The organism is Nocardioides potassii (genome assembly GCF_021648885.1).
Classification (GTDB): Bacteria; Actinomycetota; Actinomycetes; order Propionibacteriales; family Nocardioidaceae; genus Nocardioides; species Nocardioides potassii.
In genome coordinates, this window is record NZ_JAKJHZ010000002.1 from 20,777 (window position 1) to 41,794 (window position 21,018).

General features: G+C 71.9%; 22 protein-coding genes and 3 tRNA genes. 15 read left to right on the plus strand and 10 right to left on the minus strand.

The window, feature by feature from the left end; translation table 11 throughout:
* Nucleotides 1–35: 35 nt before the first annotated feature.
* The 3 genes from L2K70_RS21445 to L2K70_RS01100 all read right to left on the minus strand — a co-directional run bounded on the left by L2K70_RS21445 (nt 36) and on the right by L2K70_RS01100 (nt 3,157).
* Nucleotides 36–1,385 carry a sensor histidine kinase gene (locus L2K70_RS21445; protein WP_236397731.1) on the minus strand — a complete coding sequence of 450 codons (1,350 nt, stop codon included), beginning with the start codon at nt 1,383–1,385 and terminating at the stop codon, nt 36–38.
* Nucleotides 1,382–2,518, minus strand: coding sequence for a cytochrome P450 (locus L2K70_RS01095; RefSeq protein ID WP_236397972.1), 1,137 nt, complete (start codon nt 2,516–2,518; stop codon nt 1,382–1,384). Before L2K70_RS01095 ends, L2K70_RS21445 begins: the two co-directional genes overlap by 4 nt.
* Nucleotides 2,519–2,764: 246 nt before the next feature.
* Nucleotides 2,765–3,157: a response regulator gene (locus tag L2K70_RS01100; protein ID WP_236397734.1), complete on the minus strand. Its 393-nt coding sequence runs from the start codon at nt 3,155–3,157 to the stop codon at nt 2,765–2,767.
* A gap of 165 nt (nt 3,158–3,322) precedes the next feature.
* Here L2K70_RS01100 and L2K70_RS01105 point away from each other — a divergent pair.
* From L2K70_RS01105 to L2K70_RS01115, 3 genes are all read left to right on the plus strand, one after another.
* Nucleotides 3,323–3,395: transfer RNA gene (locus L2K70_RS01105), tRNA-Glu, on the plus strand.
* Nucleotides 3,396–3,503: 108 nt separating this feature from the next.
* Nucleotides 3,504–3,580 (plus strand) — tRNA-Asp (locus L2K70_RS01110).
* 102 nt (nt 3,581–3,682) lie between these two features.
* Nucleotides 3,683–4,036, plus strand: a complete 354-nt coding sequence (locus L2K70_RS01115; RefSeq protein WP_236397737.1) for a metallopeptidase family protein — start codon at nt 3,683–3,685, stop codon at nt 4,034–4,036.
* 27 nt (nt 4,037–4,063) lie between these two features.
* Here the strand turns inward: L2K70_RS01115 and L2K70_RS01120 are convergent, their stop codons facing one another.
* From L2K70_RS01120 to L2K70_RS01130, 3 genes are read right to left on the minus strand one after another with little or no spacing between them, the layout of a single operon-like run.
* A complete protein-coding gene (locus L2K70_RS01120) occupies nt 4,064–4,399 on the minus strand; it encodes a fluoride efflux transporter FluC (protein ID WP_236397740.1) in 336 nt (111 codons plus the stop codon).
* 13 nt (nt 4,400–4,412) lie between these two features.
* Entirely contained in the window at nt 4,413–4,814 is a 402-nt protein-coding gene (locus L2K70_RS01125; RefSeq protein WP_236397744.1) for a FluC/FEX family fluoride channel, read from the minus strand.
* Nucleotides 4,811–5,740, minus strand: coding sequence for an ATP-binding protein (locus tag L2K70_RS01130; RefSeq protein ID WP_236397746.1), 930 nt, complete (start codon nt 5,738–5,740; stop codon nt 4,811–4,813). Before L2K70_RS01130 ends, L2K70_RS01125 begins: the two co-directional genes overlap by 4 nt.
* A gap of 239 nt (nt 5,741–5,979) precedes the next feature.
* Here L2K70_RS01130 and L2K70_RS01135 point away from each other — a divergent pair, with 239 nt between their 5' ends.
* Both L2K70_RS01135 and L2K70_RS21450 read left to right on the plus strand, forming a co-directional pair.
* Nucleotides 5,980–7,461 carry an NAD(P)/FAD-dependent oxidoreductase gene (locus tag L2K70_RS01135; protein WP_236397749.1) on the plus strand — a complete coding sequence of 494 codons (1,482 nt, stop codon included), beginning with the start codon at nt 5,980–5,982 and terminating at the stop codon, nt 7,459–7,461.
* A gap of 80 nt (nt 7,462–7,541) precedes the next feature.
* The gene (locus tag L2K70_RS21450) at nt 7,542–8,912 is read left to right on the plus strand and encodes a DUF4832 domain-containing protein (RefSeq protein ID WP_236397752.1); all 1,371 of its coding nucleotides are present in this window, start codon (nt 7,542–7,544) and stop codon (nt 8,910–8,912) included.
* On the opposite strand, the gene L2K70_RS01145 is transcribed toward L2K70_RS21450, so the two are convergent.
* Together L2K70_RS01145 and L2K70_RS01150 are read right to left on the minus strand one after the other, a co-directional pair.
* Nucleotides 8,899–9,363: a hypothetical protein gene (locus L2K70_RS01145; RefSeq protein WP_236397755.1), complete on the minus strand. Its 465-nt coding sequence runs from the start codon at nt 9,361–9,363 to the stop codon at nt 8,899–8,901. The two genes, L2K70_RS21450 and L2K70_RS01145, sit on opposite strands and share 14 nt — an antisense overlap.
* 29 nt (nt 9,364–9,392) lie before the next feature.
* Nucleotides 9,393–9,465: transfer RNA gene (locus tag L2K70_RS01150), tRNA-Lys, on the minus strand.
* Between the two features lie 161 nt (nt 9,466–9,626).
* Here L2K70_RS01150 and L2K70_RS01155 point away from each other — a divergent pair.
* From L2K70_RS01155 to L2K70_RS01170, 4 genes are all read left to right on the plus strand, one after another.
* Nucleotides 9,627–10,730 (plus strand): potassium channel family protein, encoded by a 1,104-nt coding sequence (locus tag L2K70_RS01155; RefSeq protein WP_236397758.1) that lies wholly within the window; start codon nt 9,627–9,629, stop codon nt 10,728–10,730.
* Between the two features lie 106 nt (nt 10,731–10,836).
* Entirely contained in the window at nt 10,837–11,658 is an 822-nt protein-coding gene (locus L2K70_RS01160) for a patatin-like phospholipase family protein (RefSeq protein WP_236397761.1), read from the plus strand.
* 34 nt (nt 11,659–11,692) lie between these two features.
* Nucleotides 11,693–12,472: a dimethylargininase gene (ddaH, locus tag L2K70_RS01165; RefSeq protein ID WP_236397764.1), complete on the plus strand. Its 780-nt coding sequence runs from the start codon at nt 11,693–11,695 to the stop codon at nt 12,470–12,472.
* Entirely contained in the window at nt 12,469–13,194 is a 726-nt protein-coding gene (locus L2K70_RS01170) for a copper homeostasis protein CutC (protein WP_236397767.1), read from the plus strand. Before ddaH ends, L2K70_RS01170 begins: the two co-directional genes overlap by 4 nt.
* Here the strand turns inward: L2K70_RS01170 and L2K70_RS01175 are convergent.
* Nucleotides 13,191–14,681 (minus strand): M81 family metallopeptidase, encoded by a 1,491-nt coding sequence (locus tag L2K70_RS01175; RefSeq protein ID WP_236397771.1) that lies wholly within the window; start codon nt 14,679–14,681, stop codon nt 13,191–13,193. The two genes, L2K70_RS01170 and L2K70_RS01175, sit on opposite strands and share 4 nt — an antisense overlap.
* 284 nt (nt 14,682–14,965) lie before the next feature.
* On the opposite strand from L2K70_RS01175, the gene L2K70_RS01180 reads away from it, so the two are divergent.
* Both L2K70_RS01180 and L2K70_RS01185 read left to right on the plus strand, forming a co-directional pair.
* Nucleotides 14,966–15,169 (plus strand): cold-shock protein, encoded by a 204-nt coding sequence (locus L2K70_RS01180; RefSeq protein ID WP_045548871.1) that lies wholly within the window; start codon nt 14,966–14,968, stop codon nt 15,167–15,169.
* Nucleotides 15,170–15,385: 216 nt separating this feature from the next.
* Nucleotides 15,386–15,556, plus strand: coding sequence for a hypothetical protein (locus L2K70_RS01185; RefSeq protein WP_236397775.1), 171 nt, complete (start codon nt 15,386–15,388; stop codon nt 15,554–15,556).
* A gap of 21 nt (nt 15,557–15,577) precedes the next feature.
* Here the strand turns inward: L2K70_RS01185 and L2K70_RS01190 are convergent, their stop codons facing one another.
* Complete coding sequence (locus tag L2K70_RS01190; protein WP_236397778.1) at nt 15,578–16,615, minus strand: hypothetical protein; 1,038 nt, start codon at nt 16,613–16,615, stop codon at nt 15,578–15,580.
* A gap of 61 nt (nt 16,616–16,676) precedes the next feature.
* Between L2K70_RS01190 and L2K70_RS01195 the strand changes: the two genes are divergently transcribed.
* From L2K70_RS01195 to pstA, 4 genes are all read left to right on the plus strand, one after another.
* Complete coding sequence (locus tag L2K70_RS01195) at nt 16,677–17,549, plus strand: NUDIX hydrolase (protein ID WP_236397783.1); 873 nt, start codon at nt 16,677–16,679, stop codon at nt 17,547–17,549.
* Nucleotides 17,550–17,752: 203 nt separating this feature from the next.
* Nucleotides 17,753–18,877 carry a phosphate ABC transporter substrate-binding protein PstS gene (pstS, locus tag L2K70_RS01200; protein WP_236397786.1) on the plus strand — a complete coding sequence of 375 codons (1,125 nt, stop codon included), beginning with the start codon at nt 17,753–17,755 and terminating at the stop codon, nt 18,875–18,877.
* 104 nt (nt 18,878–18,981) lie between these two features.
* Nucleotides 18,982–19,923: a phosphate ABC transporter permease subunit PstC gene (gene pstC / locus L2K70_RS01205; protein WP_236397790.1), complete on the plus strand. Its 942-nt coding sequence runs from the start codon at nt 18,982–18,984 to the stop codon at nt 19,921–19,923.
* Complete coding sequence (gene pstA / locus L2K70_RS01210; RefSeq protein WP_236397793.1) at nt 19,920–21,011, plus strand: phosphate ABC transporter permease PstA; 1,092 nt, start codon at nt 19,920–19,922, stop codon at nt 21,009–21,011. Before pstC ends, pstA begins: the two co-directional genes overlap by 4 nt.
* Nucleotides 21,012–21,018: the final 7 nt, after the last annotated feature.

Here is a 21,018-nt window from a genome sequence, read left to right on the forward strand (position 1 = left end):
GGGCGCCGGTGCACCCTGAATCGGCCCGGAACGGCTCAGTCCGTCGAGGACGGCACCGACGCGAGGGGGTCCGCGGGGAGCTCGAGCCAGAAGGTGGAGCCCGTCCCGGGGACCGACTCGCCCTGCACCGCGCCACCGTCGCGCTCGGCCATGGTGCGCGAGATCGTCAGCCCCAGGCCGGTGCCCTTGCGCCCGTCGGCCGCGAAGCGGACGAACGGCTCGAAGGCGCGCGAGAGCTGCTCGGCGTCGAGTCCGGGGCCGTCGTCGCGCACGACGATCCGCACCATCGGGTGGCCGCTCTCGCCGACGAGCCGGTCGGCGGAGATGTGGACGGTGCCGCCGGCGGCGCGGTGGTGGTTGATGGCGTTGCCGACGAGGTTGGTCAGGATCTGGCGCACGGCGGACGCGTGGGCCCACACGGTCACAGCGGGGTCGATGTCGACGGTCATCTCCACCGAGCCGGTGGCGGCGGGCGAGAGGTGCCAGTGCACGACGTCGGCGACGGCGTCGGCGACCCCGACCTGGGTGCGGCCGTCGTCGCCGGCGAGGGTGCGGCCGGCGCCGAGCAGGCTGTCGACGATGGCGAGCAGCTGCTCGGACGCGCGCACGATCCGCGGACCGTCGCGCAGCACCCCGGACACGACGTCGTCGGGGGTGCCGTGCTCGGCGTCGTCGATGAGGCCCTCCGTGTAGCCGAGGACCGCCGTCACCGGCGTGCGCAGCTCGTGCCCGACCGCGCCGAAGAGCTGCTGGTAGCCCAGCTGCGCCTCGGCGCTGGCGTCCAGCGCCTCGGCGAGCGCACGCCGGGCCTGCTCGAGGGTCAGCCGGGAGGTGATCGCAGCCGTGAGCAGCCGGAAGTCGTCGAGCAGCTGCGCGGGCCACGCGCCGGCCTCGTCGCACGACAGCGACATGCTGCCGAACATCCCCCCGCGCGAGCGGAACGAGGTAGCGACGAAGCTGCCGACCCCCTCGCGCTCGAGCTGGTCGCGGTCCTCGGCCGCCTCCGGGGGGAGGAGCGCGCGATCGGTCAGGACGACCATGCGGCTCTCGCGTCCGCGCTGGGAGAGCCACGGCATCGTCAGCGCCGCCTCGGGGCCGGCCCCCGGCGGTGGCAGGAGGGTGCGGGTCGACCCCGGCGGTGTCCACTCGCGCACCCACGCCCGACCGCCGAGCTGGATCCACCTGCTCGGGTCGTCGGGGGTGAAGCTGGTCAGGACGGCGGTGACGGTCTGGACGCGCGGCTCGGCCAGGAGGTGGTCGACGGTGCGCTGCAGCGCCTCCTCGAGGGCGAGGTCCTCGTCGACGACCTCGGCGGCGAGGGCGGCGGCGGTCGCGGAGACCGGGCCCGCGGCGACGCTGGTCTGCAGCGCGGAGTCCTCGCTCACAGAGACCCTCCTCGCCCCGCGTCGTCGACGGCGTCGTCGATCGTCAGGAGACACGGTAGCGGTGCGATGCCCCGGCTCTGGTCGATCCCCACGTGCCCCGCGAGGCCCAGCCGGTGCCGGCCCGCCCACGTCGCGAGGTGCACGAGCTGGGCGAGCCCGAGCGTCCTCCCGGGGCAGGCGTGTGGACCGGCGCCGAACGGCAGCCACGCCCCGGGGCGGTGGGACCCGTCGGTCCATCGGGACGGGTCGAACCCGGCGAGCGCGTCCGGGTCACCGGGCACCAGCTCGGGGAGCCGGCCGAGGAGCAGCGGGCTCACCAGGACGACGCGTCCGGCCGGGACCTCCGTGCCGGCGAGGTCGACCGGCTCCGTGGTGATGCGGGCCGTGACCCACGTCGGTGGCGTCAGCCGCAGCGTCTCCCAGACCGCGTGCAGCGGATCGCGGTCGGGGTCCTCCGCGGTGTCGGCGGGGTGCGCGGCGAGCCAGGCGAGCAGCCACGCGCCCGCGGCGATCGGGACCTGCACGCCCGCGGCGAGCATGGTCGCGACCTGCTCGGGCGGCGTCGCGAGGTCGGGCACGGCCCTCAGGGCGTCGTCGAGGGCGAAGCGGGCGTCGCGCTCGGCACGCCTGGCGCGGCTCCATCGACCGGGCGGTCGCCGCGCGGAGATGACGGGTGCGAGCGCGTCGATCCACGCGAGGGTCAGGTCGGCGACCCGGTCGCGGGTGGGCACGTCGGTGACGAGCACCGCCGCCACCGTCGAGCGGGCCACCGGACGCCGCAGCAGCACCGTGGCGTCGTACGGCGTCCCGGGGGCGGTGCGGTCGTGCTCGGCGATCGCCGAATGCCACTCCGTCTCGAGCACCTCGCGTCCCCTGGCCACCTCGGCGGGGGTGAGGGGAGGGAGCACGACGTGGCCCGAGCGGGTCTCGCCCCGGCTGGCCGAGAGGTCGCCGCTGCGGCTCACGTCACCGGGGAAGTCGAAGCGGTCGGGCTCGGTCAGCACCCGCCGCGCGAGCGCGGGCGTGGTGACCAGCCACGGTCCGTGGGGGCCGAGGGCGACGGCCCCCGACCGTGGGGCCGAGAGGACAGCGCCGAGCCGGCCACCGGCCGACTCGACGCTGTCCAGGTGCATCACGGTGTGAGCATCACTGTCGATGCCTCACGTCCGAGTGCCGGACCAGCCTCAGCGACGGCCGGGGGCCGGACGCCACAGGTAGTAGGACTGCAGCTGGTTGTTGGCACGGGCGGACTCGATGCGGGTGCGGATGCGGTTCATCATGATTTCTTCTCCAGGGGGATTGCCGAGAAGCACGGTCGGTCGACCGCGCCCCGACGCCACCCGGAGTCCGAACCCCCGTGAAGCTGTCAGGGTCGGGAGTCAGGACTCCACGTCGGGCAGCGTCTCGGCAATCAGATCAGTCAATTGCTGAATCCGCAGCGGCTTCTGCATGACTGTCTCAACTCCGAGCTCCTGGAGGGCCGCTCGGTGCTCCCCTGCCCAGGCGCTGATCACGACCACGCGCATCTCCGCGCCCACCTCCGGGTGGTCCCGCATCCAGCGCACCACCTCGACGCCGTTCATCCGCGGCATGGTGAGGTCGAGGAGCATCACGTCGAAGGTCTCGTGCTGCATCCGCTCGACGGCCTCGAGGCCGTCGTTGGCGGTGGTGGCCTCGTGGCCCGCGCGGCGGACCAGGCGGCAGAACACGTCGCGGATGTCCTCGTTGTCGTCGACAACGAGGAAGCGCAGCTGTCGTGCCCCCGTGCTCACTCGGCAAGGCTAGTCAAACTTCGGGGCATCTCGTGGCAAGTCTCAGCCAACTTTCGACCAATGTCGGCGTGTCGTGGTCCTCGACGGACGCCGACGGGCGGGTTTGGGGGCCCGCTCGCGGATGCCCCTATGCTGATGCCGTCTGACGGTTCGCCCGGCAGGCTGGCCCCCATCGTCTAGCGGCCCAGGACCCCGCCCTTTCACGGCGGTAGCGCCGGTTCGAATCCGGTTGGGGGTGCGACCGGTCCCGTGCCCGACGCCGATTCGTGGTCGCGGAAGGGCATGGGTTAGAGTTCCACCCGCTCCACCAGCACCACCGGAGGAGCACGAAGCAGCAGCATCACGAGGCCCCGTAGCGCAGTTGGTTAGCGCGCCGCCCTGTCACGGCGGAGGCCGCGGGTTCGAGTCCCGTCGGGGTCGCCAACGCATGCCACACAGGCTGAGCCGCCAGGCTCAGCCTGTGTCGCATTTCGGGCACGGTGGCGGACAGGACGGGCGGTTTCCTGCCGCTCCTAGGGTGTCTCCATGCCGATCGACCTCGATCCCGTCGCCTTCGACGCCGTGGTCGGCCGCGCGCTCGACGGCCTGCCGGACGACCTCGCGCGGCTGGTGGACAACGTGGTCGTGCTCGTCGAGCCGGACGCCCCCGAGGACGACCCGGACCTGCTCGGCCTCTACGACGGACTCGCGCTCACCGATCGACCGGCCAACCACGCCGGCATGCTGCCGGACCGGATCCTGCTGTTCCGCGGCCCGCTCCTCGACATGGCCGACACCGTCGAGGACCTCGAGGAGGAGGTCCGCATCACCGTGGTGCACGAGGTGGCGCACCACTTCGGGCTCGACGACGCGCGGCTCCACGAGCTCGGCTGGGGTTGAGCGGCTCGAATTTTGCCGACCGCTGGCCTAGCCCACGAGCCCGGCGAGGCTCCAGCCGACCGCACACGCCCCGACCGACAGCACGGCCGTGGCCACGACGTACGCCGTCGCGGCGCGTGCCGGCCGCTCGACCGCCTGCACCGCGAAGGTGGAGAACGACGTGAAGCCGCCGCAGAACCCGGTGCCGAGCAGCGCCCACCCGGCGTCGCCCAGCGACAGGGCAGCCAGCACGCCGAACAGTCCCGAGCCGAGGGTGTTGACCAGCAGCATCCCGGCCGGGAACCTCCCGTCCAGGAGCTGGCCGATCGCGTAGCGCAGGGGCGCCCCCACGGCCGCGCCGAGGGCGACGAGCAACGCCGTCATGCCGTGGGGTTATTCACTCGACGGCTCCCGGCGGCTCGGCCCGGTGCGCCAGGTGCCGACCGAGGGCGGCGGCGGCGAGCCCGGCGGCGAGCGTCAGCGCCAGGACGGCCCCGGCGAGGCCGACGTGGCCGGTGTCCGCGAGCCCGCGCACCTGGCCCGCCCACGCCGACACCGTGGTGAACCCGCCGAGCACGCCGGGTCCGAGGGCGGCCGCGACCCTGCGTGAGCGCCGTACGACGGCCAGGGCGGGCAGCACGCCGAGGACGAACGCACCGACGACGTTGATCGCGAGCGTCGGCCACGGGAACAACGTGTCCGGCGCGGCCGTGTCGACAGCGAGGCGGAGCAGGGCGCCGACCGCACCTCCTGCCGCGACGACGGCGAGGTCGGTGGCGGCGAGGTGGCGCGTGCTCACCCGACCTGGCTGGCGGACGGGCTGGTGTGGGCCTGTGCGTCCCACGGCTGGGCGTTCGCGCCGGCGAGCTGCTGGACGACCTCGCTGAGCAGCCAGTTCTGCAGAGCGCGCTGGGCAGGCGTGCGCGCCATCGAGAGCAGCCGCTCGGCGCGGCAGAACGCGTCGGCGACGTCGAACATCTCCGTCATGGTCACGAAGATCGGGCCGGCCTCGCGCATCATCGGGAAGGCCAGGTCGATGCGGGGGAGTCCCTCGAGCTCGGCGCGACGCACCTGCTCGCCGAACTCGTCGGGGAACTGGCGCTCGTAGTTGGCGAACATCGACGTGAGGTCGCCGGCCAGCGGGTAGTCGGACTGGTGGGACAGCGACAGGAGCCGGAGCTCGCGACGCAGCTCGTGGTACTGCCGGGCGAGCGAGGCGTGGAGGGGCACGTCGAGACCGAGGAGGCGTACGTCGACGGCCGCGTCGCTGGTGGGCTCGGGGGTGGGTTGGTCGTGCGCGTCGATGACCCACTCGGCGCCGCCCTCGTCGCTCATCTGGGCGGCCGGCTCGAACCAGACGATCTTGCTGTCGGACTCGATGGTCGCGCCCCAGGCGGTCGCGCACTGGGCGACCATCGACAACCCGCGACCGAAGGTGAGGAGCAGGTCGAGGTCGTCGCCGGCCAGCGGGACCGGCGGGATCGGCGGGCTCGTGGACCCGTCGATCACCTCGATCCGCGGGTGGCTGGCGGTGCCGCGCACGCGGACCTTGAAGGGCGCGTCGGCGTGCAGGACGGCGTTGGCCACCAGCTCGGAGACCCCCAGCTCGGCACACTCCACGAGGTCGGCGCGCTCGAGCCGCACGAAGACGTCGCTGACCCACCGGCGCGCGTCAGCCGCGGCGCGCGGCGACGAGGCCAGGGTCAACTCGGAGCTCAGCGGCACTGGCTCTTCTTTCGAGGGGGTGGGCAGTCCGGTGGGGCGATGGTTACCCGGGGGCGGGGTAGTTCAAACCTCGACGATCACCATAGTTTCTCGCGGGTCTGGGTAGTGGATGTGAGCAACGAGACGCGTCCGGCGTTTCGCCTGCTGGTCGGCCCCGGGAGGACAATGGTGCTACAGCGTCAGGATGAGGGTCTGACCGCGGACCCGGTCCCGAGAACGTCCCATGACAAGGAGCTCCGATGAGCACGACGCAGGCCCCGCGACACCGTGTTGTCGTGATCGGTTCCGGCTTCGGCGGCCTGTTCGGCACGAAGGCCCTCCGCCGCGCCGACGTCGACGTGACGGTCATCGCCAAGACCACCCACCACCTCTTCCAGCCGCTGCTCTACCAGGTGGCGACCGGCATCCTGTCCGAGGGCGAGATCGCCCCTCCGACCCGCGAGGTCCTCAGTGGGCAGGACAACGCCAAGGTGATCCTGGGCGAGGTCGTCGCCATCGACCTCGAGGCCCGGACCGTCACCTCGCGCGTGCTGGGCCGCGACACGGTGACGTCGTACGACTCGCTGCTCGTCGCCGCCGGTGCCAGCCAGTCCTACTTCGGCAACGACCACTTCGCCGAGTTCGCCCCCGGCATGAAGAGCATCGACGACGCGCTAGAGCTGCGCGGGCGCATCTTCGGCGCCTTCGAGATGGCCGAGCTCGGCGCCACCCGTGGCGACGACGTCGACCACCTGCTGACCTTCGTCGTCGTGGGTGCGGGCCCGACGGGTGTGGAGATGGCCGGCCAGATCGCCGAGCTCGCCCACCGCACCCTCAAGAAGGACTTCCGCGCGATCAACACCCGTCAGGCGCGGGTGGTCCTGGTCGACGCGGCCCCGCAGGTGCTCCCGCCCTTCGGCCACAAGCTGGGGGAGAAGGCCAAGAAGGAGCTCGAGGAGCTCGGCGTCGAGGTGATGCTCGGCGGCATGGTCACCGAGGTCGACGAGCGCGGCCTCGAGGTGAAGTTCAAGGACGGGCGTGTCGAGCGGATCAACTCGGTCGCCAAGATCTGGGCCGCCGGCGTGCAGGCCAACCCGCTCGGCAAGACGCTGTCCGAGCAGTCCGGCGCCCCGCTCGACCGGGCCGGACGCATCGGGGTCAACCCCGACCTCACGCTGCCGGGCCACCCCGAGGTCTTCGTCGTGGGCGACATGATCGCCCTCGACAACCTCCCGGGTGTCGCGCAGGTGGCGATCCAGGGCGCCAAGTACGCCGCCAAGGAGATCCGCAACCGGCTCGAGGGCAAGGCGCCGCAGCCGCCGTTCAAGTACTTCGACAAGGGCTCGATGGCGATCATCAGCCGATTCCGCGCGGTCGCGATGGTCGGCAAGCTGCGCCTCACCGGCATCGTCGCCTGGCTGATGTGGCTCGGCGTCCACCTCGTCTACCTGACCGGCTTCAAGAACCAGGTGTCGGCGCTGATGCGGTGGGCGATCACCTTCATCAGCAACAACCGCTCCGAGCGGACGACCACCGAGCAGCAGATCTTCGCGAGGGCGGCGCTCGCGCGCCTGCGGCGAGGTGCGGCCGACCTGGTCTCCGACCCCGGCATCTACGACGCGACGCGGGCCATGATGGAGGAGACCCGGCGCCAGGAGCTGGAGGCCGCCGCGGAGCGCGAGGCCGAGCTGACCGACTCGGGCGTGCGCGGCGTGGCGACCGAGCGCGTCAGCGGCGCCTGACCCTCGCCGACCCGACCGCCGTGCGGTCGTCTTGACGATTCCTTCGATATTTATTCGGGATTCGTTGCACACTCGTCCACGTGCGAGCGACAGACGGGAACCGGGTGAGCATGTCGTCCGGGCGCGCCCTGCTGGCGCTGGCCACTGTGCTGAGCCTGGCCCTGCCGCTGGCGGCCGCCTCGTCCCCGGCGTCCGCCCGGCCCGACCGGGTGACGTCCGAGAAGACCCGCACGCTCACGCCGAGGGCGCTCGGCCTCACCGCCGACCTGCCCAACCCGCTGCGCGGGCAGTACCGCTGGTTCGGCACCGACCCCACGCCGTCGAGCGTCACCTCCAACGACGTCTACTACCGCGACCAGGTCTACTGGGGTCGCCTCGAGAAGTCCGACAACGCCTGGGACTTCTCGCTCATCGACGCCGGCCTCGCCGACGCCGGGGCGCGCGGCGGCAAGTTCGGCTTCCGGGTGATGGCCTACTGCCCCGGGTGCTGGATGAACTACCGCGAGGACCTGCCGGCGGTGACGCCGCCGTTCGTCCCGCTGCAGCCGGGCACCGACGTGCCCGACTGGAACTCGCCCGGGTTCCTCGCCCAGTGGCGCGAGCTCATGGCCGAGCTCGGCCGCCGCTACGGCGACGACCCACGACTGGGCTACGTCGACGTCGGTGGCTACGGCAGCTACGGCGAGTGGCACGTCGACACCGGAGCGCGCATCAGCGACGCCAACGGGCTCGCGGTGGTGAAGGCCGTGACCTCGGCGTTCCCCACCAAGCACGTCCTGATCAACACGATGACGCCGGTCGACTTCACGCTCGCGGCGCTGAAGGCCAACCCCCACCTCGGCATCCGCACCGACAGCCTCGGCTGCCCCGACATGTACTCGATGGTCGCCGTCGACGAGCGGCTGCAGCAGGTGTGGCGGACTCGGCCCTTCTTCTCCGAGTGGTGCACGCGGGCAGACCCGGTGCTCGGCGCGAAGCAGGTCCGCCAGTTCCACGTCTCGACGCTGTCGTCGAGCAACATGCCGTGGACGCACGAGTCCCTCGACGCCCGCCAGCGGGCGGCGTACGACACCGCGCTCGCGACGGCCGGCTACCGCCTCCGACTGCGCGCACTCACCCTCCCGCGCTCGGTCGCCGCGGGCGACAAGGTCGACGTCCGGACGTCGTGGGTCAACGAGGGCAGCGCGCCGACGTACGACCGCTGGGACGTCCGGCTCACCTTCGCCCGCAACGGGAAGGCCACCACGGTGTCGCTCGGCGAGCAGCTGCGCGGCGTCGTCGACACCTCCCGCCGCCGCGCGCGGGTCTCCGTCCGCGGCCTGGCGAAGGGACGGTACGACGTCAGCGTCAGCGTCGTCGACCCGGACGGCTACTCGGCGCCGATGTACCTCGCCAACCGCGGTCGTACGTCGTCCGGCACCTACCCGGTGGGCTCGCTCACGATCCGCTGACCAGCGAGCTCAGCAGCGGGACGCCGAGCCCCGCCCGCTCGACGTGGCGGTCGAGCGCCGTGACGGTCGCGGCGCGCATCGCGGCCACCGGATCGCCCACGGCGAGCAGCAGCTCGGTGGGATAGCTCACGGCGAAGGCGCCGTAGCCCGCGCGGCCCAGGACGCGTGTGACGTCCTTGAAGACGACCGTGAGGCCGGAGTGGCCCGCGGCGGCCCTCGCCGCGCAGTAGTCGTCGACCCATCGCCCCACCGAGGGGGACGACGTCACCAGCTGCTCCCACGCCGTGTCGACGGCCTCGTCCCAGCCGTCGACCCGCACGGCGCTGCCGCCCAGCTCCCGAGCGACGTCGGCCCACTCGCCCAGCAGCTCGTCGTCCTCGGAGTCGTCCTCGCGGTAGAGCCGGTCGCTCAGCCACACCACGCCGAAGGGGCGGGGCGGGTCGACGGCCATGCGCAGGAGGCTAGGGGCATCAGGGGCAGTAGGCCTCCAGGGGCTCGAACCCTGAACCAACGGATTAAAAGTCCGCTGCTCTACCCATTGAGCTAGAGGCCCCCGGCACGGTGCGTGCCGGCGACGATCATCTCAGAGGGACCGGCCCACCGCTGAGGCGCGGGGTCTGGACCACCTGCGTCGGGGCTGGTCAGTAGCGCGGGACTGCTGAGAGCATCCGAGCCTCAGCGGACGGACCGCTGGCGACGGGGTCGAGGGATGCCATGAGGGGACGGCTGGCGCACCGGCTGCAGGCGGTCTTCGTCTCCCCGATCATCCGTCGCGTCGGCTTCCACCTGAACCGGCTCACCGCTGGGATGGAGCGCGGGTTCTTCCTGCGGCTCCTGCTCGGCCTCCTCGCCGTCGTCGGCCTCGCGGCGGTGGTGGTGACCGCGATCGAGGGCAGGCACGACTCGGTCGGCGGGGTCGCCGAGTCGTTCGGGGCGAGCTTCTACTGGGGCGTCACCACGGTCATGGGCGCCGGCGACGCGTCGTACGTCACCTCGGTGGCCGGCTACTTCGTGAGCTGGCTGCTCGTGCTGTTCGGCGTCGCGATCGTCGCCACGATCACCGGTGCCCTCGTGGGCTTCGTCATCGACTTCCTGCTGAAAGAAGGTCAGGGCATGGGTGCAGCGGGCTATCGCGACCACATCGTGGTGTGCGGGTGGAACCCGACCGCGCGGGAGCTGATCGCGGAGCTCTCGACCGACGAGTACACGCCCAAGGTCGTCGTGGTGCACGACTCGGAGAAGAACCCGGCCGGGTCGTCGGCCTACTTCGTCAACGGCGACTGCACCAACACCGACGACCTCCGCCGGGCCGGGATCGACGAGGCGATGGCGGCCATCATCTGCCCCGCGGACGCCAGCAACGACGCGGACATGCGCTCGATCCTCACCGTCATGGCCATCGAGACGATCGCCCCGCAGGTGCGCACGGTCGTCGAGGCCAACAACCCCGCGCACGTCGAGCACTTCAAGCGGGCGCGCGCCGACGAGATCGTGGTGACCTCGCGCATCTCCTCGCGGCTGCTCGCGCGGTCGTCGCTCTACCCCGGGATCGCCGGGATCGTCACCGACATCGTGTCCGGCGGCGAGGGGTCCGAGCTCTACCGGGTCGCGCTCCCGGACGACTACGTCGGCCTGTCCGTCGACGACCTGTCCTCGAGGCTGCGCCGGGACCACAACGCGACGCTGCTGGCGGTCGGCCGCGACTCGGCGTCGTACGTCAACCCGGGTCCGGACTTCCGCCTGCAGCCCGGCGACGACGCCGTCGTCGTCGCCGAGTCCCTGGGCACCCTGGCGCCGTTGAAGGTCGACAACGGCTGACCCGGCTGCGTTCCCGGGCGCGAACTCCTCAGGACGACGGCCCGGGGTGCCGATCGAGGAGGAACAGGCCCGAGGGCCTCTTCCCGAACCCAGACCGGCGGCCACCATGAGCAGGAACATCTTCGTCTTCTCAGGCGGTGGCTCGCGCGGTGCGGCACAGGTCGGCATGCTCCGCGCCCTCCTCGGATCGGGCATCCGCCCCGACGTGGTCGTGGGCGCCTCGGTCGGTGCGATCAACGCGTGCTCGCTGGCCTACGACCCCACGCCCGAGCGCGTCGAGCTGCTCGCCGACCGCTGGCTGGAGATGCGCGCGAAGGACCTCACCGGGTCCCGCGCCTCGATCCCGGGCAACATCGTGCGGATGCGGCCCTACCTGTTCTCGTCCGAGCGGCTGCGGCAGCTGATCCGGTCGTGGATCCCGGTCCCCCGTCTCGAGGGTCTCCGGGTCCCCGCGGTGGTGGCCACGACGAACCTCGACACCGGCCAGGCGCACCACCACGACTCCGGGTGGCTCACCGACCTGCTGGCCGCGTCGACAGCGATCCCCGCGGTGTTCCCGCCCGTCATGCTCGACGACGGCGTCAGGAGGGCCCCGCACGTGGACGCCGGCATCTCGGAGAACCTCCCCCTGTCGGCGGCGGTGGCCCTCGCACGGCCCGGCGACCGGGTCTTCACCCTCGACGTGACCAAGCCCCCGGTCGCCCGGTCGCTGCGCAACCCGCTCGACGTCCTCGTCGGCTCGCTCGCCATCTCCGTCCACCACCGCTCGCCGGCGGTGCTCGGTCCCGGCGTCGAGCTCGTTCCCTGCCTGCTCGACCGCACGTACCACTGCGGCACGATGCTCGACTTCACCCACACCGGCACGCTCTTCCGGATGGGGGAGGCCACCGCGGTCGACGCGCTGCACGCAGCGGGGATCGCTGCCTGACAGCAGGGGACCCGCGCTCTTGTACGTTCGGCCCATGGAGTCGCGTCACGCCTTGGTCCGGCAGCCGTCCTCGCGGCTGGGTGACGGGCTGGTCACCCACATCGAGCGCAGCGTGGTCGACGTCGACCTGGCGTGGCGCCAGTGGCGGGCGTACGTCGACGCGCTGCACGCCGCCGGCTGGACGACGACTGAGGTCGAGCCCGCCGACGAGCACCCCGACGCGGTGTTCGTCGAGGACACGATGGTCGTCTACGGCGACCTCGCGGTCATCGCCCGGCCCGGTGCCGACTCGCGCCGCGGGGAGACCGTGGCCGCTGAGGCGGCGGTGCGCGCCCACGGCTACCGCGTGGCCCGCATCGAGGCGCCCGGCACCCTCGACGGGGGTGACGTCCTCAAGCACGACGGCCGCGTCTGGGTGGGCATCGGCGGGCGGACCAACCAGGCCGGCGTGGAACAGCTCCGCCAGCTCCTCGCGCCACTCGGCGCCGAAGTGGTCGCCGTACCCGTGACGAAGGTGCTGCACCTCAAGTCGGCGGTGACGGCCCTCCCGGACGGGACGGTCGTCGGGCACCCGCCCCTGGTCGACGACCCCGACGTCTGGGCCGGTCACTTCCTCGGCGTGCCGGAGGAGTCGGGCGCCCACGTGGTCCTCCTCGGCGGGTCCACCGTGCTGATGGCGGCATCGGCCCCGGAGTCGGCCGCGCTCTTCCGCGACCGCGGCCTCGACGTCGTCACGGTCGACATCTCCGAGCTCGAGAAGATGGAGGGCTGCGTCACCTGCCTCTCCGTCCGGCTGCGGGGCGTGCCCGGATGACGCTGGTCGAGGTCTGCCTCGAGGACGTCGGCGGTGCGGCGGTCGCCGCTGCTGCCGGGGCGGAGGCGGTCGAGGTCTGCGCAGGCCTCGCCGACGGCGGTACGACGCCGACGATCGGGTTCGTCCTCCACTGCGTCGCGGCCGCGCCCGACCTCGAGCACCGGGTGCTCGTGCGCTCGCGGGCGGGCGACTTCGTGCACTCGCCCGCGGAGGTCGAGGTGATGGTCGCCGACATCGAGGCGGTCCGCGCGGCGGTGCCGGCGGGCACGAGGGTCGGCTTCGTCGTCGGCACGCTCCTGCCGGACGGCCACATCGCCCCGGACGCCGTACGACGACTCGTCGACGCGGCCGGCGACGCACCGGTCACCTTCCACAAGGCCTTCGACTCCGTGCCGGACATGCGGTCCGGGCTGGCGCTGCTGCGCGACCTCGGCGTCTCCCGCGTCCTGACCTCCGGCGGGCCCGGCCCGGCGCTCGAGCACCTGCCGGTCCTGGCCGAGCTCGTCAGGCTGGGCGGCGAGGACGTCCGCGTCGCGGTCGGCGGCGGCGTGCGGCCGGCCAACGTCGCGCGCATCGTCGCGGAGAGCGGCACCCGCGAGGTCCACCTGCGCGCGCCCGGCACGGTGGTTCCCGCCGGGACGTCGGCCGGCTACGACGACGGCCGCCGCAGCATCACCGGCGCCGACGTGCTCGCCGAGGTGATGACCGCCCTCGGCCGCTAGGCAGTGTCGCCGGGGAACAGCACCGCCCGGCCCAGCGGATCGACCCCCGACACGTCGTCGAGCGGGAACATCGGCCGCTGGACCCTGGTGTGCCCGAGCCGGGCGAGGTCCTGGTCGACCCCGCCCGGGGTGAGCGCGAGCATCCAGTCGGCGGCCATGTCGAAGAGCTCTGGCTCGAGGTAGCCGATCTTCACCACCACGATGTCGGCGTGCCGCGGGTCGAGGCCGAGCCGGGTGAAGTCCTGCTCGAGGTGGTAGGGCCGGCGCCGCCGGGTCAGGACCACGTCGACGGCCGGTGTGCGCACGACCACCTCCAGGTTGTCCTCGCTCGGCACGACCGCCACGACCTCTCCCGAGACCTCCACCGGGGGTGCGGGCCGGTCGTCGACCCGCGCGCCGAGCGTGAGGCGCACGTCCGCCCCGACACCGGCCTCCTGGGCCGCCAGCGCTCCCATCGCGTCGGGGATGGAGGCGTAGATCGCTCGCTTGCCGCTCGTCGCCAGCTCCTCGCTGGCGAGCAGCCGGGCGAGGGTCCACGTGACGTCGCCCGCACCGCCGGCCGTCGGGTTGTCGCCCGAGTCGGAGACGAAGTAGGGCGCGACGGGCGAGGCGATGGCCGTCGCGAGCACCTCGTCGAAGCTCCCGGTCGGGGCGACGAAGCCGAACTCCTCGCGCCGCTCCCACAGCTCGGCCGCCAGGCCCGAGGCCGACGCCAGGGCCAGGTCGGCGTCGTCGCCGACGGCCATCACGACGGCGCAGTTGCGCGGCTCGTCGGCCCACGGGTAGCCGATCCAGATCCCCGCGTCGAGGATCCCGTCGAGCGCCTCGATCTCGTGGACCCGCGCATAGAGGCTGCTCGCCGGCTCCTGCCGGGTGCTCGTCATCTCGCCGGGGAGCAGGATCGGCACGGGTACCCACGCCTTGGCCGGGCGCCGCCGGCCGGGCGGCAGGGCGAGCCGCTCGACCAGGGTGCGCGCGGCACGCTCCTTGGTCTCCAGCCAGTCGACGTGCGGCGCGGTGCGGTAGGTCGTCAGCAGGTCGACGGTCTCGGCGAGCCTGCGCGACACGTTGCCGTGGAGGTCCATGCCGCTGCTGATGAGGCAGTCGGCGCCCACCACGGCTCGTACGGCGGCGGCGAGGTCGCCCTCCATGTCGTCCATGCCGACGACGCTGGCCGCGCCGTGGATGTCGAGGACGAGACCGTCGAGCGGCGCCTGGCCGACCAGCGCGACGAGGCCGGCGAGGATCTCGGCCCGCAGCTGGGCGTAGTCGTCGGCCGGGATGGCGCCACCCGCGATGCTCCGCGCCTGCAGCACCCCGCGCCACTCCGCACGGTCGGCCAGCGACCCGCCCTCGCGCCAGAACTCCCACGCGTCGAGCACCTCGCGACCACGCCGGGGTGCCAGCATGGCCGCCGTCGTCAGGGCGGGTGAGAACGTCGAGGCCTCGAGGCTGATGCCGCAGACGGCGATCCGGGGGAGGGGCACTCGTCGATGGTGTCAGGGTCCGCCGACACGGCGCCCGGCGGACCCGTTGTCCCACTGTTCATCAACAGGGGGTCCGCGGACGGTGACGTCAGTCGATTTGTTGGTAGGGTTCGTGGTGCAACAGGTGCAAGTTCCAGCAGGTTGACGCCAGCGGAGTTTGTGATCCAACGGCGTTTCCCTCTTCGGGCCTTTCCAGCTTGTGAGTCGGAGCGACGTGTCACCGCACTTGGTGTGGAGTCGTCGAGGTGGCGGCTTCTCGTTCCGATAACAGGAGTACCGAGCACATGGCTCAAGGCACCGTGAAGTGGTTCAACGCCGAGAAGGGTTTCGGCTTCATTGCGCAGGAGGACGGCGGCGACGACGTCTTCGTGCACTACTCGGCCATCCAGACCAACGGCTACAAGTCGCTGGACGAGAACCAGAAGGTCGAGTTCGACGTCACCCAGGGCCCGAAGGGCCCGCAGGCGGAGAACGTCCGCCCGCTCTGATCGGCGGACGCTGGACTGCGTTCCAGATCTGACACAGCGGATCGGCCCCGTCCCCTTCGGGGGGTGGGGCCGATCCTGCTTTTGGACGAAACTGTTCCGAGCAACACTGGAGTGAGGCGACACTGGTCCGATCGGGCCATGTCGTCGGAGAGTTCAGTCCGTCACAATTGACCCAGGCGCTTACAGTCGCACTACGAGGAGATGGAGGAGGGTGACGTGCACGACCAGTTCGACGTGACCCTCGAGGACGGCGACCTCCTCAACGAGGTCGAGCTCACGACCACGCTCATCATCGCCGCCAGCGAGTCCGAGGAGCACCTCTCCCAGGAGGAGATCGACACGCTCCTCGGCGTGGTCCCCCGGCCGCCCGACCCGCGCCGTCCGTGACCCTGCTCGCGACCGCCGTGCTCAGCAGGTTGCGAACAGCACCGGACCGCTCGTGAGGTCCGAGAGGACGTACGTCCCCTCCTCCGGCTCGAGGTCGAGGGTGATCTCGCGCCCGTCCGAGGAGGCCGCCTCGACCGAGAACCGGTCGGTGAAGTCACCGCCCTGACCGGGTGCCGGTCCGGCGGCGAGCTGGGCCCGCGCGTCCGCGTCGCCGGGGGCGTCGTCGGCGTCCTCGACCTGCATCACCGCCCGGAGGTCGCCCCCGGGCAGGACGCCCATCGCGAACCCCGTCAGGGGGTGCACGTCACCGGCGGCGGCGAGCAGCTGGTCGGCCTCGGCCTGGTCGTCCTCGTCGGCCTGGGCCATCGCCAGCCGCTCGCACACGTAGTCGCCGTCGTAGACAGCAGCAGCGACCGGCTCGCCGAGTGCTCGCACGACGGCGCGCATGTCGTCCGTCGCGCCGTCGTCAGCCTCCACGACCTGCTCGAGGTAGGGCGCCTGGTCGGAGGCCAGGACGACGCCGCGGTCGGCCAGCAGGACGAAGTGCTGGAGCTCGGGGGTGAGGGACCCGACCCCGGCGACCACGTCCGGGCCGCCCACCCAGACGCCGTCGTCCTCGTCGGGCTCGGTCCACCCGGCGTCCGCGAGGCGGTCGGCGAGCTCGTCGAACGACGTGCCCTCCCCGACGCCGAGGACCTCGACCGCGCCCCGGGTCGACTGCGCGAGCAGCTCCCACCGCAAGGACGCGGGGGAGAACCCGAGCTCGGTCTGCATCGTGGAGGCGGACGTGCCGAGGGCGGACATGGACGACAGGTCGGCGCCGAACGCCTCGGTCACGAAGGCGTCGACCTCCTCGCCGGACGACCGCGCGTCGACGTCCGCGCCGAGCTCGCGTCGTACGGCCCCCCAGTCCGTCCACGACACCCGGCTCGCATCCGCAGGGACGTAGCCCAGCGCCTCCTCGATGGGGGTGGTGGGTGCGAGCAGGCGCCACGCGACCAGGGCGCCGGCGACCACCACGAGCACGGCCGCGAGGGCGGCGACGGCACGACGCGGCACGGTCTGTCTCCTCCGGTATCCACGTGGACGGCGGGCGGGTGTGAGACTACGGGGCATGCCTATGGGTGAGCCCCGCGACGTGCGCGCCGCCGGTGCCGTGGTGACGCGCAAGGGTGGCTCGAAGGAACCGCAGGTGCTGCTGGTGCACCGGCCGAAGTACGACGACTGGTCCTTCCCCAAGGGCAAGCTCGATCCCGGCGAGCACGAGGTCACCGCCGCCGTGCGAGAGGTCGCGGAGGAGACCGGGCTCGACGTCCGGCTCGGCCCGCCGCTGACCTCCCAGCGCTACCGGATGCTCAGTGGCCGCTACAAGCACGTCGACTACTGGACCGCGAAGGTCATCGGCAACGACGACGTCAGCCGCTACCGGCCCAACGACGAGATCGACGTCGTGGAGTGGGTGCCGTGGACGGCCGCGACGACCCGGCTCACCTACCCCCACGACCGCGAGACCCTCGCCGAGGCCCGCCCGCTGCGACGTCGTACGCACGCGCTCGTCGTGCTGCGGCACGCCAAGGCACGCTCGCGCGGAGGCTGGAAGAAGGACGACCGGCTGCGGCCGCTGGTCCAGCTCGGCGAGGCGCAGGCCGAGCGGCTGGTGCCGCTGCTGGCGGCCTTCGACGTGACCTCGGCGCACACCTCGTCGAGCACCCGCTGCGTGCAGACGGTGCGACCCTACGTCGACACGACCGGATGGCCCACCAAGCTCTACGACGAGCTCAGCGAGGAGGGTGCGAGCGTCGAGGGGGTGGTCGAGATCGTCGACGCGCTGCTCCACGGCTCGGAGAGCGTCGTGCTGTGCACGCACCGGCCCGTGCTGCCGACCGTCCTCGACGCCCTCGGTGTCCCCGACGCCGGTCTCGAGCCGGGGGCGATGCTGGTGGTGCACCACCGCAAGGGCCGGGTCGTCGCGACCGAGCTCCGCCGGGCCTGACCCGGCCCCGATAGTCCCGCCTGAGCGCCGCCGTCAAGCGCCGACGACGGTGTTCATGTGATCGCCGTCTCTCGCCCGCGCGGGCGACGCCATCCGGTCCGGTCGAGTTCACGCTGCGTTCACCGACGGCGCCGCGCTCGTTCTCCTGAGGTGCCTACCGTCACCGACGTCAGCACTCATCAGACTCATCAGGAGCAACCGAAGTGAATCGCACTTCCTTCCGCAAGGCGCTCGCCCCCAGCGTGGCGGTCCTTGCCCTCTCGATCTCCCTCACCGCCTGCGGCGCCGGCAACGAGACCTCCGCCGGCAGCGACGACAGCGGCTCGAGCGAGACCTCGGGCGGCCTGTCCGGCGACCTCAACGGCGCCGGCGCCTCCTCGCAGGAGAAGGCCCAGGGTGCGTGGGCCACCGGCTTCCAGGGCATGAACGACGGCAACGTCACCGTGAACTACGACCCGGTCGGCTCGGGTGACGGCCGCACCAACTTCATCGAGGGCGGCGTCAGCTTCGCCGGCTCCGACTCCTACCTCAACGACGACGAGGGCGAGCTCAGCGCCGCCAAGGAGCGCTGCAACGGCGAGGACCCGATCGAGGTCCCGGCCTACGTGTCGCCGATCGCCGTCGCGTTCAACCTCGAGGGCGTCGACTCGCTCAACCTCGACGCCGACACGATCGCGCAGATCTTCGACAACAAGATCACGACGTGGAACGACCCGGCCATCGCCGACCAGAACCCCGACGCCGACCTCCCGGACACCGCGATCACCCCGGTCCACCGCTCGGACGACTCGGGCACCACGAAGAACTTCACCGACTACCTCGGCAAGGCCAGCAGCTCGTGGTCCTACGAGGCCGAGGACGCTTTCCCGGTCAAGGGCGGAGAGGCCGCCGAGGGCACCTCGGGCGTCGTGTCCGCCATCTCCGGCGGCGACGGCACGATCGGGTACGCCGACGAGTCCCAGGTCGGCGACCTGTCGGTCGTCAAGGTTTTGGTCGGCGAGGAGTACGTCGCCCCGTCGGCCGAGGGCGCCGCGCTGGTCGTCGAGTCGTCCCCGGCCGCCGAGGGCCGCGCCGACGTCGACATGGCCGTCGACATCGACCGCACCACCACCGAGTCCGGCGCCTACCCGGTCGTCCTGCTGAGCTACCTCATCGCCTGCCAGACCTACGAGGACCAGAACGAGGCCGACCTCGTGAAGGGCTACCTGTCCTACATCGTGTCCGACGAGGGCCAGCAGGCCGCCTCGGAGGAGGCCGGCTCCGCACCGCTGTCGTCCACGGTCGCCGAGAAGGCCCAGAGCATCGTCGGCGCCATCTCGGCCGGCTGATCCACCAGGTCCGGAGGTGACTCCGAACCGCCCAGCACCGCGTGCGGCGGACCGAGGTCTCGGTCCGCCGCACCGGCGCATGACACCACTGAATGAGGTAGCACGTGGCAACCACCGTCGTTGCTGAGGACACCGGGCAGGGCAAGCCGCGCCTCGGTGACCGGGTCTTCTCCCGGCTCGCGCTCGTCGCAGGGATCGCGATCCTGGTCGCGCTCGCGGCCGTCTTCATCTTCCTGGCCATCGAGGGCGTCCCCGGCCTCGCCAAGCCCGCCGAGTTCTACGGGGAGGCGAGCAGCTTCTGGGGCTACGTCGCCCCGCTGCTGTTCGGCACGGTCCTCGCCGCGGTCATCGCGCTCGTCGTCGCCGTACCGCTCTCCTGGGGGATCGCGCTGACGGTCAGCCACTACGCGCCCAAGCGGGTGGCGACGCCGATCGCCTACGTGATCGACCTGCTCGCCGCCGTGCCGTCGGTCGTGTTCGGCCTGTGGGGCATCAGCGTGCTGGCGCCGCGGCTGAGCCCGGTCTACCAGTGGCTCGAGGAGCACGCGGGCTGGATCCCGTTCTTCGCGGGTCCGGCCTCGACCACCGGTCGGACGATCCTCACCGCCGGCATCGTGCTGGCGATCATGATCATCCCGATCATCACCGCGATCTCCCGCGAGGTCTTCTCGCAGACGCCGCGGCTGCACGAGGAGGCCGCCCTCGCCCTCGGCGCCACCCGCTGGGAGATGCTGCGGCTCGCGGTCTTCCCCTACGCACGCTCGGGGATGGTGTCCGCCGTGATGCTCGGGCTCGGCCGCGCGCTGGGCGAGACGATGGCGGTCGCGATGGTGCTCTCCGCCGGCGGCGGCATCTCGTTCAACCTGATCTCCAGCACCAACCCGGCCTCGATCGCGTCCAACATCGCGTCGAACTACAAGGAGGGCACGCCGGGCAAGATCCAGGTCCTCATCGCCACCGGCCTGGTCCTGTTCCTGGTCACCTTCCTGGTCAACTTCGCCGCCCGCTGGGTCGTCCAGCGCAGCGAGAGGAGGCTTGCTCGATGAGTGTCACCACCGCTCCCACCCGCTCGGCGTCGCGGTCCGTGTCGTTCACGGCCGCCAAGCTGCCGCGCTTCGCGCCCGCCCTGGTCGCAGCCGTCTCGATCGCCGCGGCCGCCCTCCCGGTCCTCTTCCTGGGCTGGGGCCTCGTCGCGTGGGCGATCGTCGCCGGTCTCCTCCACCTGGTCGCGCTGCCGCTCTGGGCGCGCGTCGTCGAGGGGTCCCGGGGAGCCACCGACCGCTTGGTCACCGGCCTCGTCTGGGCCGCCTGCGTGATCGCCATCGTCCCGCTGGCCTCGCTGCTGTGGACCGTCGTCGACCGCGGCCTGCCGCGGATCAGCACGACCTTCCTCACCTACTCGATGTACCGCACCGACCTCGACCAGGAGGTCGGGATCTACCACGCGCTGATCGGCACCCTGCTGATCACGCTGTTCGCGGCGATCATCTCGGTGCCGATCGGGATCATGGCCGCGATCTACCTGATCGAGTACGGCAAGGGCAACCGCCTGGCGCGCTGGATCACCTTCCTCGTCGACGTGATGACCGGCATCCCGTCGATCGTCGCCGGCCTGTTCGCCTTCGCGCTGTTCATCCTCATCTTCGGCCCGTCGACCCGCGTCGGCATCGGCGGCTCGGTCGCGCTGTCGCTGCTGATGATCCCGATCGTGGTGCGCTCGACCGAGGAGATGCTGCGCCTCGTGCCCGACGAGCTGCGCGAGGCGTCGTACGCCCTCGGGGTGCCGAAGTGGCGCACCATCGTCAAGGTCGTGCTGCCGACCGCACTCGGCGGCATCGTCACCGGTGTCACGCTCGCCATCGCCCGCGTGGTCGGCGAGACGGCGCCGCTGCTGCTGATCGCCGGCCTGACCACGCGCACCAACTTCAACGTGTTCGCCGACCGCATGACCACGCTGCCGGTGCTGATCTTCACGCAGAACGCCAACCCCGGCATCGCCGAGACGCCCGGCGGCATGCGCCCCGGGCTCGAGATCGCCTGGGGCGGTGCCCTGGTGCTGATCGTGATCGTGATGGTGCTGAACCTCGTGGCGCGCATCATCGGCAGGGTGTTCGCCCCCAAGACCGGCCACTGAGCCGGTT